General features: G+C 72.2%; 12 protein-coding genes. 5 read left to right on the plus strand and 7 right to left on the minus strand.

All coding sequences use genetic code 11. The features are described from left to right. The first annotated feature begins 7 nt into the window (after nt 1-7). Together AB0316_RS03575 and AB0316_RS03580 are read left to right on the plus strand one after the other, a co-directional pair. A complete protein-coding gene (locus AB0316_RS03575) occupies nt 8-856 on the plus strand; it encodes an SDR family NAD(P)-dependent oxidoreductase (protein ID WP_366270526.1) in 849 nt (282 codons plus the stop codon). Nucleotides 857-982: 126 nt separating this feature from the next. Beyond that, nucleotides 983-1222 (plus strand): hypothetical protein, encoded by a 240-nt coding sequence (locus AB0316_RS03580; RefSeq protein WP_366270528.1) that lies wholly within the window; start codon nt 983-985, stop codon nt 1220-1222. Here AB0316_RS03580 and AB0316_RS03585 read toward each other — a convergent pair. Then, complete coding sequence (locus AB0316_RS03585) at nt 1194-1661, minus strand: thioesterase family protein (RefSeq protein ID WP_366270530.1); 468 nt, start codon at nt 1659-1661, stop codon at nt 1194-1196. The two genes, AB0316_RS03580 and AB0316_RS03585, sit on opposite strands and share 29 nt — an antisense overlap. A 67-nt stretch (nt 1662-1728) precedes the next feature. Here AB0316_RS03585 and AB0316_RS03590 point away from each other — a divergent pair, with 67 nt between their 5' ends. Continuing rightward, nucleotides 1729-5175 (plus strand): DEAD/DEAH box helicase, encoded by a 3447-nt coding sequence (locus tag AB0316_RS03590; protein WP_366270531.1) that lies wholly within the window; start codon nt 1729-1731, stop codon nt 5173-5175. A gap of 171 nt (nt 5176-5346) precedes the next feature. Further along, nucleotides 5347-5967 carry a superoxide dismutase gene (locus tag AB0316_RS03595; protein WP_142180848.1) on the plus strand — a complete coding sequence of 207 codons (621 nt, stop codon included), beginning with the start codon at nt 5347-5349 and terminating at the stop codon, nt 5965-5967. 52 nt (nt 5968-6019) lie between these two features. Here AB0316_RS03595 and AB0316_RS03600 read toward each other — a convergent pair whose 3' ends face one another. The 6 genes from AB0316_RS03600 to AB0316_RS03625 all read right to left on the minus strand — a co-directional run bounded on the left by AB0316_RS03600 (nt 6020) and on the right by AB0316_RS03625 (nt 14114). Continuing rightward, on the minus strand, nt 6020-7474 hold the full coding sequence (locus AB0316_RS03600) for an aminotransferase class V-fold PLP-dependent enzyme (RefSeq protein ID WP_366270533.1): 1455 nt from the start codon (nt 7472-7474) through the stop codon (nt 6020-6022). Further along, on the minus strand, nt 7471-8853 hold the full coding sequence (locus AB0316_RS03605; protein WP_366270534.1) for an MFS transporter: 1383 nt from the start codon (nt 8851-8853) through the stop codon (nt 7471-7473). Before AB0316_RS03605 ends, AB0316_RS03600 begins: the two co-directional genes overlap by 4 nt. Nucleotides 8854-9011: 158 nt before the next feature. Beyond that, on the minus strand, nt 9012-10196 hold the full coding sequence (gene galK, locus AB0316_RS03610) for a galactokinase (protein WP_366270535.1): 1185 nt from the start codon (nt 10194-10196) through the stop codon (nt 9012-9014). Then, the gene (gene galT, locus AB0316_RS03615) at nt 10193-11338 is read right to left on the minus strand and encodes a galactose-1-phosphate uridylyltransferase (RefSeq protein ID WP_366270537.1); all 1146 of its coding nucleotides are present in this window, start codon (nt 11336-11338) and stop codon (nt 10193-10195) included. The genes galK and galT overlap by 4 nt, the downstream gene beginning before the upstream one ends. After that, nucleotides 11338-12114 carry a DeoR/GlpR family DNA-binding transcription regulator gene (locus AB0316_RS03620; RefSeq protein WP_366270538.1) on the minus strand — a complete coding sequence of 259 codons (777 nt, stop codon included), beginning with the start codon at nt 12112-12114 and terminating at the stop codon, nt 11338-11340. The genes galT and AB0316_RS03620 overlap by 1 nt, the downstream gene beginning before the upstream one ends. 2 nt (nt 12115-12116) lie before the next feature. Continuing rightward, complete coding sequence (locus AB0316_RS03625) at nt 12117-14114, minus strand: beta-galactosidase (protein ID WP_366270539.1); 1998 nt, start codon at nt 14112-14114, stop codon at nt 12117-12119. A gap of 335 nt (nt 14115-14449) precedes the next feature. Between AB0316_RS03625 and AB0316_RS03630 the strand changes: the two genes are divergently transcribed. Then, nucleotides 14450-15832, plus strand: a complete 1383-nt coding sequence (locus AB0316_RS03630) for a sugar ABC transporter substrate-binding protein (RefSeq protein WP_366270541.1) — start codon at nt 14450-14452, stop codon at nt 15830-15832. Nucleotides 15833-15892 lie beyond the last annotated feature (60 nt).

Raw genomic sequence — 15892 nt, forward strand, 5'->3', positions numbered from 1 at the left:
GGGCCGTATGCCGTCACCCCTGCAGCGCGCCCGCGCCTCCACCCGCGCCTCCGCCCCGACGTCCCCCCGCCGCGTCCTCGTCACCGGCGGTGCCTCCGGTCTCGGCCTCGCCCTCGTGCGCGCCTTCGTCGCCCGGGGCGACGAGGTGCTCGCGACCGACGTCCACGCGGACCGGCCGGACGCGCTCCCGGAGGCGGCGGCATACCTGCCTCTCGACGTGCGCAGCGACGACGCCTGGGCGGCTGCGCTCGCCCATGTGCGTGAGACGTGGGGCGGGCTCGACCTGCTCGTCAACAACGCCGGCGTCGCCGCGGGCGGACGCATCGACGTCGCGACGATGGACGAGTGGCGCTGGATCGTCGACATCAACCTGCTCGGCGTCGTCCGCGGCTGCCGCACCTTCACGCCCCTGCTCAAGGAGCAGCGCAGCGGCCACATCGTCAACACGGCCTCGCTCGCGGGGCTCGTGCACGCCCCGGGCATGGCGGCCTACAACACCGTCAAGGCGGGCGTCGTGGCCCTCAGCGAGACGCTGTCGCACGAGCTCGCCCCGCACCACATCGACGTCTCGGTCGTCTGCCCGTCGTTCTTCCGCACCAACCTCGGCGCGTCGTTCCAGGGCGCCGACACCGAGATGGAGGCGGCCGGCAAGAAGATGGTGAGCGGCTCGAAGCGCTCCGTCGAGGAGGTCGCCGCCATCGTCGTGCGCGGCATCGACGCTCGCCGCGACATCATCCTCACCGACCGCGACGGGCACCTCGCCTGGCGCGCCAAGCGGTTCGCGCGGCCGCTCTACACGGCCGCGATGCGCCGGGCGGCGCGGCGCGCCGCCCGGACGCCGGTCAGCTGGCCCTGACGCTCAGCGGGCGCCGGACCCGGCCGTCGGGTTTGACACGACGCCCGCGGCACCCGGAGGGTGGACGCGCTCGAAACCAACGGGCCTGCACGACGCGACGCCTCGGGCGTCAACCGGAGGACCTTGATGACAGCCGCCGACCCGGCGCCGAACCCCCGCGAGCTCATCCTCGAGCTCGTGGAGCTGCAGGACCGCATCGACGAGGTGCGCGGCGCCGATCCCGAGGCGGTCGGTTCGCTCGAGCCGGCCGACGCGCCTCAGTCCCCGGAGCTGGCCGAGCTCGTCGAGCGCGAGGAGGAGGTCATCGCCGAGCTGCGGGACTACCGCGAGACGCAGCTCAGGCTCCCGACACCGCCGTCTCCATGAGCTCGCGCAGGTGGGCCGGGATGGGCGTCGGACGGCGGCTCTGCGCGTCGATCTCGACGTGCACCCAGTGGCCGAGGGCCTTGATGGCCGGGTCGGGCCGGGCGACGCGCTCCGGGTCGACGAAGAGCCCGAGCTGGTAGGTGACGCTGCTCGTCCCGAGCCGCGCCACCCGGATGCCGACGACGAGCGGCGTCGGGAAGGCCACCTCGGCGTAGAACGCGCACGACGACTCCGCCACCACGCCCTGCGTCGGGTCCGTCATCGGGTCGATGGTCAGGTGCTCGGCCTGCCACCCGTTGATCGCCGAGTCGAACAGCTCGTAGTAGACGGCGTTGTTGAGGTGGCCGTACATGTCGTTGTCGGACCACCGGGTCGTCACCGGCCGGTGCACCGGGAAGTCGGTCAGCGTCAGGGTGCGAGGGTCGGGCGCGGTGGTCATCGCCCCATCCTGCCGGAGTCTGTGGACGAGGCCCGGTGGTGTCGGCGGCCGAACGTAGAGTGCTCGGGTGGCGTGGAGCGTGGGGCGAGCGACGTGGGTGGGTGAGGTCACCGACCCCGACATCGCGCAGCAGGTCGGCTCGCGCACCTTCGACCGGGGGATCGCGTATGCCGCCGAGCGCCGGGTGCGCTCCCTCGCGACCCGCCCCGACGGGATGATGCTGCTCGGCACCATCCAGGGCAGCGGCACCGACACCTACCAGACGATCATCGAGGCACGCCCGCACCCGAAGGGCCGGTCGCACCTATGGAGCGGGCGCTGCAGCTGCCCGGTCGGCGCGGACTGCAAGCACGTGGTGGCGCTCATGCTCACCGCCCGCGACGTGGCGCAGGGGCGCATCGTGGAGCCTTCGCCCGCTGACGAGGGCGCGGACACCGTCCCGGCGGTGCCCGACGCCGCGGCCTCCGCGGTCGTGCCGCCGCACTGGTCCGACGTGTTCGGCCACGTGCGCCCCAGGCCGGTGGACGCGCACGTGGCGCAGCGGCCGGAGCCGCGGGGCGACCTCATGCCGGCGGGCCTCTTCGTCGACACCGTCTACCGCGACCAGCGCGGGCGACGCGGGCTGCCGGAGCTGAGCTACGGCCTGCGCCCCACGCGGTGGACCCGCGCCGGCACGTGGCACCGCACGTTGTCCTGGCACGACGCGCTGCCGCAGTGGCGGCCCGGCATCCGCTTCCTCCCCGAGCACGAGCGGATCATGGGGCGCCTGCACGACGTGGCGCGGCAGGGCTCGGGCAGCACCACCTACTTCTCCGCGACCCCGCCGCTCGCCCTCGACGCGAGCCCCGAGGTCTGGCCGCTGCTGCGCGAGGCGCGGGACGCCGGCATCGAGATCCTGCCCGGTGAGGGCGTCACCGGGCCGGTCCACGTCGCCGACGACAGCGCCTCCCTCGTGCTGCTCGTCAAGCGCGCCGGCGACGGCAGCGGTGACCTCGACCTCGACCTCGAGCTGGAGGGGCTGCCGGACGAGATCGCCCGCGGGGCGGCCGGGGAGTGGCTGCACCTCGGTGACCCCGTCCACGCCGTCGCCGTCGACGGCGACGACGGGTCCCTGACCTTCGTGCCGCTCCAGCAGGAGCTCGACCTCGGGCCGGACGCCCTCACCTCGGCGCTCGCGGGGCTGCGCGTCCCTGCCGACGAGCGCGGCCGCTTCCTGCGGTCGGTGGTGCCCGGCCTCCGCCAGCGTCTGCGGGTTCGCTCCGAGGTGCCGCTCCCGGCACCCGAGCTGCCCGAGGACGCCCCTGCCGAGGTGGTGACGGTGCACGTGCGGGTCGTCAGCGACGTCCCGGGCGAGCTGCGCATCGACCTCGGCCACGCGTACGACGGGGTGCCCCGACCCTTCACGACGGCGCGCTTCGGCACGGTGGGAGGCCGCGACCGCGACGCCGAGTCCGCGGCCGTGGAGGCGGCGACGTCGCTGCGGTCGGTCCCGGGCGCGCTGCGCGGCGACATCGCGGGCCACCCCTACCTCGTGCCGCGCGTGGTGCTCACGGGCCTCGACGCGGCCCGCTTCGTCGCTGACACCCTGCCGCTGCTCGAGGCCGACGAGCACGTCACGGTCGAGGTGGCCGACGACCTCCCCTCCTACGAGGAGGTCACCTCCGCGCCCGTCGTCCGGCTCGGTGCGACTGAGGGCCAGCACCGCGAGGCCGGAGTGGAGGTGGACGACGCCGAGCGCAGCGACTGGTTCGACCTGCACGTTTCCGTCGAGGTCGACGGCGAGGAGGTGCCCTTCGAGCCGCTCTTCGGTGCCCTGGCCCGCGGCGACGACATCATGCTGCTCGAGTCGGGCGCGTTCTTCCGCCTCGACCGGCCCGAGCTGCGCCGTCTGCGTGACCTCATCGAGGAGGCCCGCGAGATCGCCGACCCCGAGACCGGCGCGCTGCGCCTCAGCGCCCACCACGCCGACCTGTGGGACGAGCTCGTCGCGCTCGGCGTCGTCGACGAGCAGAGCGCGCGGTGGGCCGCCAACGTCGAGGCGCTCGGCTCGCTCGAGGCGGGACCGCTGGCCGAGCCGCCGCCCGAGCTCCGCGCGACCCTGCGCCCCTACCAGCTCGACGGCTACCGCTGGCTCGCGCGGCTCTGGGACGCCCGGCTCGGCGGGATCCTCGCCGACGACATGGGCCTCGGCAAGACGCTGCAGGTCATCGCGGCGCTGGCCCGCGCCCACGACCGCGGCGAGCTGGGAGAGGGCGGCCCCGACTCGCGCGGCCCGGTCCTCGTCGTGGCACCGACGAGTGTCGTCGGCACGTGGATGGGCGAGCTGGACACCTTCGCGCCGCATCTGTCCGCGGTCGCCGTCACCGCGACCGAGCGCAAGCGCGGGACGCCACTGGCCGAGCTCGTCGCCGACGCCGAGGTGGTCATCACCTCGTATGCCGTCCTGCGCCTCGACGACACCGCCTTCCACGACGTGCGGTGGGGTGGTGTCGTGCTCGACGAGGCGCAGTTCGTCAAGAACCGCCAGGCCAAGACGCACGTGGCGGTGCGGCGGCTCGGGGCACCCTTCACCATCGCCGTCACGGGCACACCGCTCGAGAACTCGCTCATGGACCTGTGGTCGCTGCTCTCGCTCACGGCGCCCGGGCTCTACCCGCGGCCCGACGTGTTCACCAAGAGCTACCGCAAGCCCATCGAGTCCGGTGAGCGGCCCGAGCTGCTCGACCTGCTCCGCCGGCGCATCCGGCCGCTGATGCTCCGGCGCACCAAGGAGCAGGTGGCGGTCGACCTTCCGCCCAAGCAGATCCAGGTCCTGGCGCTCGACCCGCACCCGGTGCACCGGCACATCTACGACCAGCACCTCCAGCGCGAGCGGCAGCGGGTCCTCGGCCTGCTCGACGACCCCGAGGCCAACCGCGTCGCGATCCTCGCGGCCCTGACCCGGCTGCGGCAGCTCGCGCTCGACCCGGTGCTCGTCGACGAGGCCCACGGCGGCAAGGCGACGGCCGCGAAGATCGACTTCCTCGTCGACCAGCTGCGCGAGCTCGCGGCCGAGGGCCACCGTGCCCTCGTGTTCAGCCAGTTCACCGGCTTCCTGCGCATCGTCGAGACCGCGCTGACGCGCGCGGGGATCGACACGGCATACCTCGACGGGTCCACGACCGACCGGCAGTCGGTCGTGCGCGGCTTCCGCGAGGGCGACGCCGTCGCGTTCCTCATCAGCCTCAAGGCCGGTGGCTTCGGGCTGACCCTGACCGAGGCCGACTACGTCTATGTCCTCGACCCGTGGTGGAACCCGGCTGCCGAGGCGCAGGCCATCGACCGCGCGCACCGCATCGGGCAGAGCCGTCCGGTCACCGTCTACCGCCTCGTGTCGGCCGGCACCATCGAGGAGAAGGTCGTGGCCCTGCAGGAGCGCAAGCGCGACCTGTTCCAGCGGGTCGTCGACGAGGGCGGCTCGCTCTCCGGTGCCATCACCGCCGACGACGTGCGCGACCTGCTGACGCTCAGCTGAAGGTCCGAGCGGCCCTGGGCGGGCGCAGGTTTGACCTCAACCCTGCTTGAAGCAGGAGGCTGTCGGAAGTGGGTACGTCCCACATGGCCCGCTCACGGACACCTCTGTCTGCGCCGCGACGGTGCGGCATAGAGTGGCAAGGGCCTATTGGTCTCCAGAAAGGAACGACACGTGGCTTACACGCTTCCCGAGCTCGACTACGACTACGCCGCCCTCGAGCCGCACATCAGCGCTCGCATCATGGAGCTGCACCACAGCAAGCACCACAAGGCCTACGTCGACGGCGCCAACGCCGCCGTCGCCAAGCTGGAGGAGCTGCGTGAGTCCGGCGACTACGCGGCGCTCAACGGTGTGGAGAAGAACCTCGCGTTCCACCTCGGTGGTCACACCAACCACTCGGTGTTCTGGAAGAACATGAGCCCTGACGGTGGTGGCCAGCCCGAGGGTGAGGTCAAGGCCGCGATCGACGAGTACTTCGGCGGTTTCGAGAAGTTCCAGGCGCACTTCAACGCCAACGCGAACGCGATCCAGGGCTCCGGCTGGTCCATCTGGGCCTGGGACACCATCGCCGAGCGGCCGCACATCATGCAGCTGTTCGACCAGCAGGGCAACATCCCCGTCGGCCAGATCCCGCTGCTGCAGCTCGACATGTGGGAGCACGCCTTCTACCTGCAGTACGAGAACGTCAAGGCCGACTACGTCAAGGCCTGGTGGAACGTCGTCAACTGGCAGGACGTCGCGCAGCGCCTCGAGCGCGCCAAGGCCACGAAGGGCCTCATCCTCCCCGCCTGACCAGGCAACGAGCGCAAGGCGGTCACCCCTCTCGGGGTGGCCGCCTTCCTCGTCAGCTCGGTCTGGCCAGGCGGTCGACGACGCCGAGGAGCAGGGCCTCCCGGAGCTCCGGCGGGAGCGCGTCGAGCAGGGCGTTGACGGGTGCCATCCGCTCGGGCAGCACCACGTCGCCGTCGCCGCCGGCGAGGCCCGCCGCCGCGAGCAACCCGGCGAACGTCGCCTCGTCGAGCGTCGCGGGGTCGATGGTCGAGGCCATCGCCACCAGCTCGGCGGCAGGGACGGCCGGCCCAAGCGCGCGAGCGGCTGCGGTGGCGTCGGCCAGGTCCGAGGCGATGCGGTCCGAGGAGGCCGCGGTCGCGGCGCTGAACGTGAAGTGCAACGTGGCGGGCAGGTCGCGGAAGCGCATCTGCGGCTGGACGAACCATCCGCGCTCGAGCATCTCGTCGCTGATGGTGAAGACGTCGCACGAGCCGTCCGTGACGAGTGACAGCAGCGTGGAGTCCGGCGCGGCCGCGAGTGACAGGCCGGGTATGCCGTCCACCGCCCTCGCGAGGTCGAGCGTCGCCGTGCGGGCGTCCTCGGCGAGCGAGGCGTAGCGCTCGGCGCCGATGTGGTGCACGACGGCCCAGGCGGCGGCGACGGGGCCGCCGGACTTCGTCGACTGCGCGGTGGTGTTGAGCATCGTGTAGCCCGGCCAGCGGGCCGAGGCGAACAGGTGCGTGCGGCGCAGCTCGGCGGAGGCATGGAGCAGGACGGACACGCCCTTGGGGGTGTAGGCGTACTTGTGCAGGTCGAGCGACATGCTCGTGATGCCCTCGACGGCGAAGGTCCATGCTGGCTGGTCCGGCTCCGACTCCCGCAGGTGGGGCAGGACCCACCCGCCGATGCAGGCGTCGACGTGGCAGCGGACACCGGCTGCTACTGCGGCCGCGGCGATCGGCTCGACCGGGTCGATGACGCCGTGTGCGTATGACGGGGCGGACGCGACGACGAGGACGGTGCGGTTGTCGATGGCCGCAGCCATGGCGTCCGGATCGGCGCGCTTGGTGAGGGGGTCGACGTCGACGAGCACGGGCTCGACTCGGAGCCAGTGCGCGGCCTTGTGGAAGGCGGCGTGCGCGGTCGTCGGCAGGACCATGCGGGGCTGGGCGATGTCCGGCCGGGCGTCCCGTGCCGCGAGCACGGCAAGCAGGATCGACTCGGTCCCTCCTGAGGTGACCACACCGGCGAATCCCGCTGGCGCGTCGACGAGTCGGCCCGCCATGCCCACGAGATCGTTCTCCATCTGGAGCAGTGACGGGAAGGCGGTGGGGTCCAGGCCGTTCGTCGACGCGAAGGCCGCCAGCGCCTCGCGGCCGATGGCGTCGGCCGAGGCCAGGCCCGAGTCGTAGACGTAGGCGAGTGTCCGGCCGCCGTGCGTGGGCAGGTCCCGGGCGCGCATCGCCTGAAGAGCCGCCCGGATGTCGTCATGCTCCATGGCGGCCTCCGTCGGCAGGTCGGTGGTCATCGCGCCGTTTCCCCCTTCTCGGGTCGATGTATCGGGGAGTCACCGGTGTCCTCGGAATACATCGAACCGGGGGAGGGGAAGTGGCGCAGGACCAAGAGAGAGACCCCGACGAGGACGGCCGGGACCAGCGAGAAGCCGAGGGCGATCGCCGTCACCGCCGAGTCCGGTTGTGCGACAGTCGGACCCGAGGAGGAAACGTAGCCGCCGAGCGCCAGCACGCCGGCATACAGTGCGGGGCCCAGCGCGAGGCCGAGGGTCTCGCCGGCCGTCCACACGCCGGTGTAGAGGCCCACGCGCGTCCGGGTCTCGGCGCTCCGGCTCGCGACGTCGGCCAGCATCGCCAGCGGAAACATCTGCGCCCCGGCGTAGCCGATGCCGACGAGTGCCACGCAGCCGTAGACGGCGGCGTCGGGCAGGGTGCGCAGCAGCACGAGCAGCAGGGCCCCACCCCCGAGGAGCACCGAGGCGGCGACGTAGCCGGCCTTCTTGCCGCGCGCCGTGCCGACGCGCTGCCACAGCGGCATCACCACGAGTGCGGGCGCGACGAAGCAGACGAAGAGCAGGCTCGAGGAGATCGGGGTGCCGATGACCCAGCGGGCGACGTAGTCGACGCCGGCCAGCATCGCCCCTGTGGCCAGCGCCTGCAGCACGAAAGTCGAGAGCAGCAGGCGGAAGCGCCTGTCGGAGCGGATGACTCGCAGCTGGTCGGCGAACGAGGCGCTCGCCGTGACCCCCACCCGCACCGGCGCCGAGCGGGTGGTGTGCCAGGCACCGAAGGCGCCGACGGCGATGAGCGCGGCGACGAAGAAGCCGACCGCGCGGTAGCCCCAGTCGGGTCCGAACGCATCGCGGATCGCCGGCGACAGGCCACCGCTGACGAGGATGGCGAGGGCGAGGATCGCGACCCGCCACGTCATGAGGCGGGTGCGCTCGTCGTAGTCGTCGGTGATCTCGGCGGGCATCGCGACGTACGGCACCTGGAAGAAGCTGTATGCCGTCGCGCACGCGAGGTACGCCACCGCCACCCAGCCCGCTGCGAGCCACTGCGGCGCGCTCGGTCCGAGGAAGAGCAGCGCGAACGCCGCCGCGAGCAGCAGGCCAGCCCGGATGAGGAACGGCCGGCGACGTCCCGCCGGGTTGGTGGAGGCGTCGCTGATGCGGCCGGCGACGGGGTTGAGGACGACGTCCCAGGCCTTCGGGGCGAAGACGATGACGCCGGCAGCCGCGGCCGGCACGCCGAGGTGGTCGGTCAGGTAGGGCAGGAGCAGCAGCCCGGGGACCGTGCCGAAGGAGCCGGTGGCGACGGAGCCGAGGCCGTAGCCGCGGCGCACCGCCACCGGCAGGGGCCGGCTCGCGGCCGGCGTCGTCGCCGAGGTCATGCCCGCACCCTAGCCAGCGGATGGGGCCTGGGCCTGTGGAGAAGTGACGCAAAGTGCCCACTCGACGTGGGGGGAGGCGTTGGCTCGGGGGCGAGCCTGTGGAGAAGTGACGCAAAGTGCCCACTCGACGTGAGGAGCCGGGGGGGCGGGGTGGTGCGTCAGCGGTCGCGGCGGGCGGAGCCGGCGGCGGTGACGGCGAAGGAGGACGGGGCGGTGAAGCCGTGGTCGGCGAAGGACGCGTCGATGGCCGTCGACACCTCGTCGACCGACTCGGACCGCACGATGGCGATGCACGAGCCGCCGAAGCCGCCGCCGGTCATCCGCGCTCCGAGCGCGCCGTGCTGCCGCGCGGTCTCGGTGGCGACGTCCAGCTCCTCGCACGAGATCTCGTAGTCGTCGCGCATCGAGACGTGCGAGGCGTCGAAGAGCCGGCCCACCTCCTCGAGGTCGCCGCTGCGCAGCGCCGCGACGGCCTGCTCGACGCGGTCGATCTCGGTGACGATGTGCTTGACCCGTCGCTGCAGCTCGTCGGTGGGCAGCTTCTCGAGGGTGGCGTCCAGCTCGGACGGGTCCACCTCGCGGAGCTGGTCGACGCCGAGGATCCGGCACGCCTCCTGGCAGGAGTCGCGGCGCGAGCCGTACTGCCCGTCGACGAGCTCGTGGTGGGCGTGCGTGTCGGTGACGAGGAGCGCGTAGCCGGCCGAGGCGAGGTCGAAGGGCACCTGCTCGGTCTGCCAGCTGCGGCAGTCGAGCAGCAGCGCCGTCGCGTCGTCGGACAGCAGCGCCGCCGACTGGTCCATGCCGCCGGTGGGGGCGCCGGCGATCTCGTTCTCGGCGCGGATGCACACCTGCGCCAGTCGCGCGCGCGACCCGGCGTCCTCGAGCAGGCCGAGGCCGGCGAGGTCGCTGACGGCAGCGGCGACGGAGCACTCGAGCGCGGCCGAGCTCGACAGCCCGGCCCCGACGGGCACCGTGGAGTCGACGAGCACGTCGAGCCCCGGCACGTCGTGGCCCTCCTCCCGCAGCGCCCAGAGCACACCGGCGACGTAGGAGCCCCAGCCTCCGGGCTGCTCCGGCGAGACCTCGTCCAGGACAACCTCGACGACGCCGTCCTGCTGCGCGGAAGCCATGCGCAGGATCCCGTCGTCGCGATGGGACACGCCGGCATACGTGCGGTGCGGCAGCGCGATCGGCAGGCAGAGGCCGCCGTTGTAGTCGGTGTGCTCGCCGATGAGGTTGACACGGCCGGGCGCCGACCAGACGCCCTCCGGCTCGTGGCCGAAGGTTTCGGCGAAAGCGGCACGGACGCTCTCGACGACCTGCTCAGCGGTGCGCTCGCTCACGGCGCCACCTCCCGCAGTCGCGCTGCGGCCCGCTCCGGGGCCACGTCGTTGATCCAGCCGCCGACGCCCGACTCGGACCCGGCGAGGAACTTCAGACGGCCGGGACCGCGCAGCACCGACATGAGCTGCAGGTGCAGCCGCGACACGTCGCGGCCGGTCTTGGCCGGCGCCTGCTGCCAGGCGGCGATGTAGGGCAGCTTCACGGGAGAACCGTCCTCGGCGACGTAGTAGCGGTCGAGACGCCCGAGCAGGTCGCGGTAGACCACGGCCAGCTCGTCGCGCTCGTCGTCGTCGAGGGCCACGAGGTCGGGCACGTCGCGGTGGGGGGCCAGGTGCACCTCCAGCGGCCAGCGGGCCGCGAAGGGGACGTATGCCGTCCAGTGCGTCCCCGAGACGACGACCCTCGAGCCGTCGGCCTGCTCGGCGGCCAGGATGTCAGCTCCCAGGAGGCGTCCGGTCCGCTCGGCGTGGCGGCGCGCGGCCTCGAGCAGCGACTTCGTGCGGTCCGGCAGGTAGGGGTAGGCGTAGATCTGCCCGTGCGGGTGCGGCAGGGTCACCCCGATCTCCTTGCCGCGGTTCTCGAACGCGAAGACGTGCTCGACCTCCGGCAGGGCGCCGAGGGCCTGCGTGCGCTGGGCCCACGTGTCGATGACGGTGCGGACCCGCCCGACGGGCAGGTCCTTGAACGACGACTCGTGGTCGCTCGTGAAGCAGACCACCTCGCAGCGGCCGACCGCGGGACGCTTGCCGAAGATGCCCGACGGGTCGGGCTCGTCGGCGCCGACGGAGGTGACGGCATACGACGGGAAGCGGTTCTCGAAGACGACGACCTGGTAGTCCCGCTCCGGGATCTCGGACGGGACCGAGCCGACTCCGGCGGGGCAGAGCGGGCACTCGTCCTTCGGCGGCATGAAGGTGCGGTGCTGCCGGTGCGCGGCGACGGCGACCCAGTCGTCGACGAGCGCGTCGTGGCGCAGCTCCCCGGACTGGACGCGCGGCTCGACCGGGCGCTGGTCCTCGGCGGTGCGCTCCGGGGTGCCCGGCTCGTCGACGTAGATGATCTCGCGGCCGTCGGCCAGGTGCCTGGTCGTGAAGCGCGCTGCCGTGCGCGCGGGGGTGGGCGGCGATTCGGGCAGGGTCATCAGGTCTCCGCGATCTCTAGGGAGCCCACCGTCTCGCGCACGGCCTCGCGCGCGCGGTCGGGGAGGGCGGTGTCGGTGACGAACAGGTCCACGTCGGCGAGGTCGGCGAAGGTGCTGAGCCCCACGGTGCCCCACTTGGAGGAGTCGGCGAGGACGCACACCCGCCGGGCCGAGGCGATGAGCGCGCGGTTGGTCTCGGACTCGACGAGGTTGGGGGTCGTCAGGCCCGCCTGCCCGTCCACGCCGTGCGCGCCGAGGAAGAGGATGTCGACGTGGAGGGAGCGCAGCGCCGAGACGGCCACCGGGCCGACGAGCGCGTCCGAGGGCGTGCGCACCCCGCCGGTCAGCACGACGGTCTGCCCGGGGGTCCCCGACTCGTGGAGCAGCTGGGCGACCGGGATGGAGTTCGTGACGATGGTGAGGTCGGGCACGTCCCGGACGGCGCGGGCCAGCTCGTAGGTGGTCGTGCCGGCGGAGATCCCGATGGAGCTGCCGGCCTCGACGTGGCGAGCGGCCGCACGCGCGATGGCCTGCTTCTGGGCGAGCTGGAGCAGCGACTTGGCGGTGAAGCCCGGCTCGTCGCTGCTGCGGCTGCCGTCGAGGGCCAGGGCGCCCCCGTGCACGCGCTCGAGCAGGCCGTCGCTCGACAGCCGCTCGATGTCGCGGCGGATCGTCATGTCGGAGACGCCGAGGCGCTCGACCAGGTCGGAGACCTTGACGGCGCCGGACTCCTGGACGAGCTCGAGGATGACGGAGCGCCGCTGGCTGGCGAGCATCCTCAGTCCTCCCGAACGACGGCCACGCCCCCCGGGGCGAGGCGGACGGTGCCGTCGACGGGGGCGTCCGCGACGAGGTCGTACCCATTCGCCTGGACCGTCTGCGGGTCGTGCGTGTGGTTGAGCAGGAAGAGCCACGACCCGGCGTCGGTGCGGCGGCGGGTCGTCTCGACGCCGCGCGGCAGGCCGGGAACGGTCGGCTCGACACCGGCGCCGGCCAGGACGTCGTCGAGCAGCGCGCCGAGGGTGGCGTCGTCGGGCAGGGTGCTGACGTACCAGGCGCAGCCACCGCCGCCCGGGAGGTCGCGGCGCGTGACGGCGGGGCGCCCGGTGAGCGGGCCCGACGCATACGTGCTCAGCACCTCCGTGCCCGGAAGCGCGGTGACGTCCTCGCTCCACCACGTGCCCGTGCCGCCCGACAACGCGACGGTGTCGTGGCGCCCGAGCGGGAAGAACTCCTCGACGCGCACGCCGAGCAGGTCGCGGAAGGCGCCGGGGTAGCCGCCGAGGCGCACGTGGTCGTCCTCGTCGCTGATGCCGGAGAAGTACGTGACGAGCACATGGGCGCCCGCCTCGGCAGCCGCCGCGACGGCGCGCGCGTGCTCGTCGGTGACGAGGTAGAGCTGCGGGACGACGACGAGGGCGTATGCCGTGAGGTCGGCCGAGGGGTGCACGACGTCCGCCGTGACCCCGCGGTCCTGCAGCAGCCGGTGGACGGCGTGCGCGGCCTCGAGGGCGTCGAGCTCGGAGCTCGGCATGCACGGGCCCTCGGCGGCCCAGATGGCCTGGTAGTCGTGGAGGATCGCGACGCGGGACTCGACGCGGCTGCCGACGAGCTCGCCGAGCCGGCCGGCGATGCGGCCGAGCTCCTCGACCTCGCGGAAGCGGGCGCTGTCGGGGCCGGCGTGCGGCACGACGGCGCTGTGGAACTTCTCGGAGCCGGCGCGGGACTGGCGCCACTGGAACCAGCCGATGGTGTCGGCTCCGCGGGCCACGTGCGCGAGGGCGTCGCGGATGGTCTGGCCGAAGTCCTTGGCGTGGTTGGTCGGCTGCCAGTTGACCGCGCTCGTCGAGTGCTCCATCAGCATCCACGGCGCGCCGCCGGCCAGGCCCCGGGTCAGGTCGCCGCTGTAGGCGAGCTCGGCGCGCGGGTGCTTCAGGGTGTCGACGATGTAGTGGTCGGTGCTGACGACGTCGACGGTCGGGGTCCACTGCGAGTAGTCGAGGTGGCGGAAGCCCGTGAGGGTCATGAAGTTCGTCGTGAACGGGACGCCGGGGGAGAGCTCGTCGAGGATCGCCCGCTCGTCTCGCATGAAGTCGAGGAGGGCGTCGGAGCTGAAGCGCTTGTAGTCGAGGACGTGGGTCGGGTTGTTGAACGTCGTCGAGCGGCGCGGCGGGAGGATCTGCGTCCAGTCGGTGTAGCGCTGGCTCCAGAAGGCCGTGCCCCACGCGTCGTTGAGGCGGTCGAGGGTGGCGTAGCGGCGCTGCAGCCAGGTGCGGAAGTGGCGGGCGCACTCGTCGCAGTAGCAGGGCAGGTTGTGGCACGCGTACTCGTTGGACACGTGCCACATCGCGACCGCGGGGTGCTCGTGGTAGCGGGTGGCCATCTGCCGGGTCAGGGCGTGGGCGTACTCGCGGAAGACGGGCGTGGTGGGGCACCAGGCCTGGCGGCTGCCCGGCCAGAGGGTGTGGCCGTCGACATCGACGGGCAGGATCTCGGGGTGCGCGGCCGAGAGCCACGGCGGCGGGGTGGCGTTGGCGGTGGCGAGGTCGACGGCGATCCCGCCCGCGTGCAGCTTGTCCATGATCGAGTCGAGCCACTCGAACTCGTACTCGCCCTTCGCCGGCTCGAGCCAGCTCCACGAGAAGATGCCGAGGCTGACGAAGGAGATGTTGGCCCGCTGCATGAGCTCGACGTCCTCGTCCCAGACGGAGCGGGGCCACTGCTCCGGGTTGTAGTCGCCACCGAGTGCCAGGGTCTTCGTCGGCCATGCGCGCATGGGAGACAGGGTGTCGCCTCGATCGGCGCGGTGTCAACAATTCCGAACACTCGAACACCGCGGTCGTCGGCGGGGGCGCTGAACGCTCTGTCTCGGAGGGGTGCGCCGGAATCGATAGGCAAGCGAATCTCATTGCAACGGTGTAAAACTCGGCAACTAGTGCGGGTGTTGGTCTCGGTTCGGTCGCGACTGTCCGTGGGGATGGACAGAAGTATTGACAGCGCCATGTCCGCCGGACATTCTCTGTCCATTGTTGGAGGTTTCTGGTGGCGACTGTTCGACTCTGTCGCCTTTTCCGACAACACACCCGGCTCAGCGTCAAAGGAGACCCTGCAATGACCCACCCCCTCGGCCCCGCTTCTCGGGCCCGCCGCCGCGTCCCGCGGTGGACCGCGCTGCTCGTGGCGCCCCTTCTCCTCGCGGCCGCCTGCTCCAGCTCCGGCGGCTCGTCCTCGGGCAGCACCGAGGCGGGCGGCCAGTCCGGCACGGCCTCCGCCTGCGCCCCCACCGGGGGCAAGGTCTCGCTCCAGTTCTGGACGTGGGTCCCGGGCATGGACCAGGTCGTCGCCAAGTGGAACGCCGCCAACCCAGACATCCAGGTGACGGTGAAGAACACCCCTGCGGGCAACGCCGGCACCTACCAGAACATGTTCAACGCGCTGAAGGCCGGGACCGCTCCCGACCTTGGCCAGGTCGAGTACGACACCCTCTCGAGCTTCCGGCTGCAGAACGGCCTGAAGGACATCAGTGGCTGCCCCGGCGTCTCGGACGCCAAGTCGAAGTTCGTCGACTGGTCGTGGGCGCAGGCCCAGGTCGGCGGACCGGGCGTCTACGCCATCCCGCAGGACACCGGCCCCATGGCGCTCTTCTACCGCAAGGACATCTTCGACGCCAACGGCATCGCCGTGCCAAAGACCTGGGACGAGTACGCAGCCGCCGCAACGAAGCTCAAGGCCAAGGGCATCTACATCACCCACTTCCCGCAGCAGGACGCGAACTGGTTCGACGGCCTGCTGTGGCAGGCGGGCGCCAAGATCTTCGACACCTCGAACGGCCAGGTGAAGGTCTCCCTGACGGACCCCAAGGCCAAGCAGGTCGCCGACTACTGGCAGAAGCTCATAGACCAGAAGCTCGTCGCCACGAACCTGCAGGGCTTCTCGCCCGACCTCTACAAGGCCTGGAATGACGGCAAGGTGGCCAGTTGGGTCTCCGCGGCCTGGGGCTACTCGACGATCCGCGACAACGCCAAGGCGACGTCCGGCAAGTGGGCGGTGGCCTACATGCCGCAGTGGAACGCCGGCGAGAAGGCGGCCGGCAACTGGGGCGGCTCGACGACGGCTGTCATGGCGTCGAGCAAGCACCCGGCCGAGGCCGCGAAGTTCGCCCTCTGGCTCAACACCGACCCGGCCGCGCTGGCGCTCGAGAACGAGAAGGGCGGTCTCTACCCGGCCGACAAGGCGGGCCTCGAGATGCCGGCACTGTCGCAGGGTGTCCCGTTCTACGGCGGCCAGAAGATCTTCGACACCTTCAAGGAGGCGTCGGCGAACGTCAACACCGACTTCACGTGGGGCCCGATCATGACCGACACCAACCGGTTCCTCAGTGACGGGTTCACCAAGGCCCTCAACGGCCAGGGCACGCTGGGTCAGGCTCTCGAGTCCGCCCAGACGCAGACCGAGGCGGCCCTCAAGGCGCAGGGCATCCCCGTCGCCCCGTGACGACCTCCCGTGCGCGGCGCGAACACGCGCCGCGCACGGGGTCGCACCTGCCCGCGGCGT

The sequence above is a fragment of the Terrabacter sp. NPDC080008 genome, assembly GCF_040702505.1.
GTDB lineage: Bacteria > Actinomycetota > Actinomycetes > Actinomycetales > Dermatophilaceae > Terrabacter.

Bases quoted from the DNA above. Each gene is read 5' to 3' on its own strand.
- AB0316_RS03575 (WP_366270526.1), top strand. From the start codon at position 8: ATGCCGTCACCCCTGCAGCGCGCCCGCGCCTCCACCCGCGCCTCCGCC.
- AB0316_RS03580 (WP_366270528.1), top strand. From the start codon at position 983: ATGACAGCCGCCGACCCGGCGCCGAACCCCCGCGAGCTCATCCTCGAG.
- AB0316_RS03585 (WP_366270530.1), bottom strand. From the start codon at position 1,661: ATGACCACCGCGCCCGACCCTCGCACCCTGACGCTGACCGACTTCCCG.
- AB0316_RS03600 (WP_366270533.1), bottom strand. From the start codon at position 7,474: ATGACCACCGACCTGCCGACGGAGGCCGCCATGGAGCATGACGACATC.
- AB0316_RS03605 (WP_366270534.1), bottom strand. From the start codon at position 8,853: ATGACCTCGGCGACGACGCCGGCCGCGAGCCGGCCCCTGCCGGTGGCG.
- galT (WP_366270537.1), bottom strand. From the start codon at position 11,338: ATGACCCTGCCCGAATCGCCGCCCACCCCCGCGCGCACGGCAGCGCGC.
- AB0316_RS03620 (WP_366270538.1), bottom strand. From the start codon at position 12,114: ATGCTCGCCAGCCAGCGGCGCTCCGTCATCCTCGAGCTCGTCCAGGAG.
- AB0316_RS03625 (WP_366270539.1), bottom strand. From the start codon at position 14,114: ATGCGCGCATGGCCGACGAAGACCCTGGCACTCGGTGGCGACTACAAC.
- AB0316_RS03630 (WP_366270541.1), top strand. From the start codon at position 14,450: ATGACCCACCCCCTCGGCCCCGCTTCTCGGGCCCGCCGCCGCGTCCCG.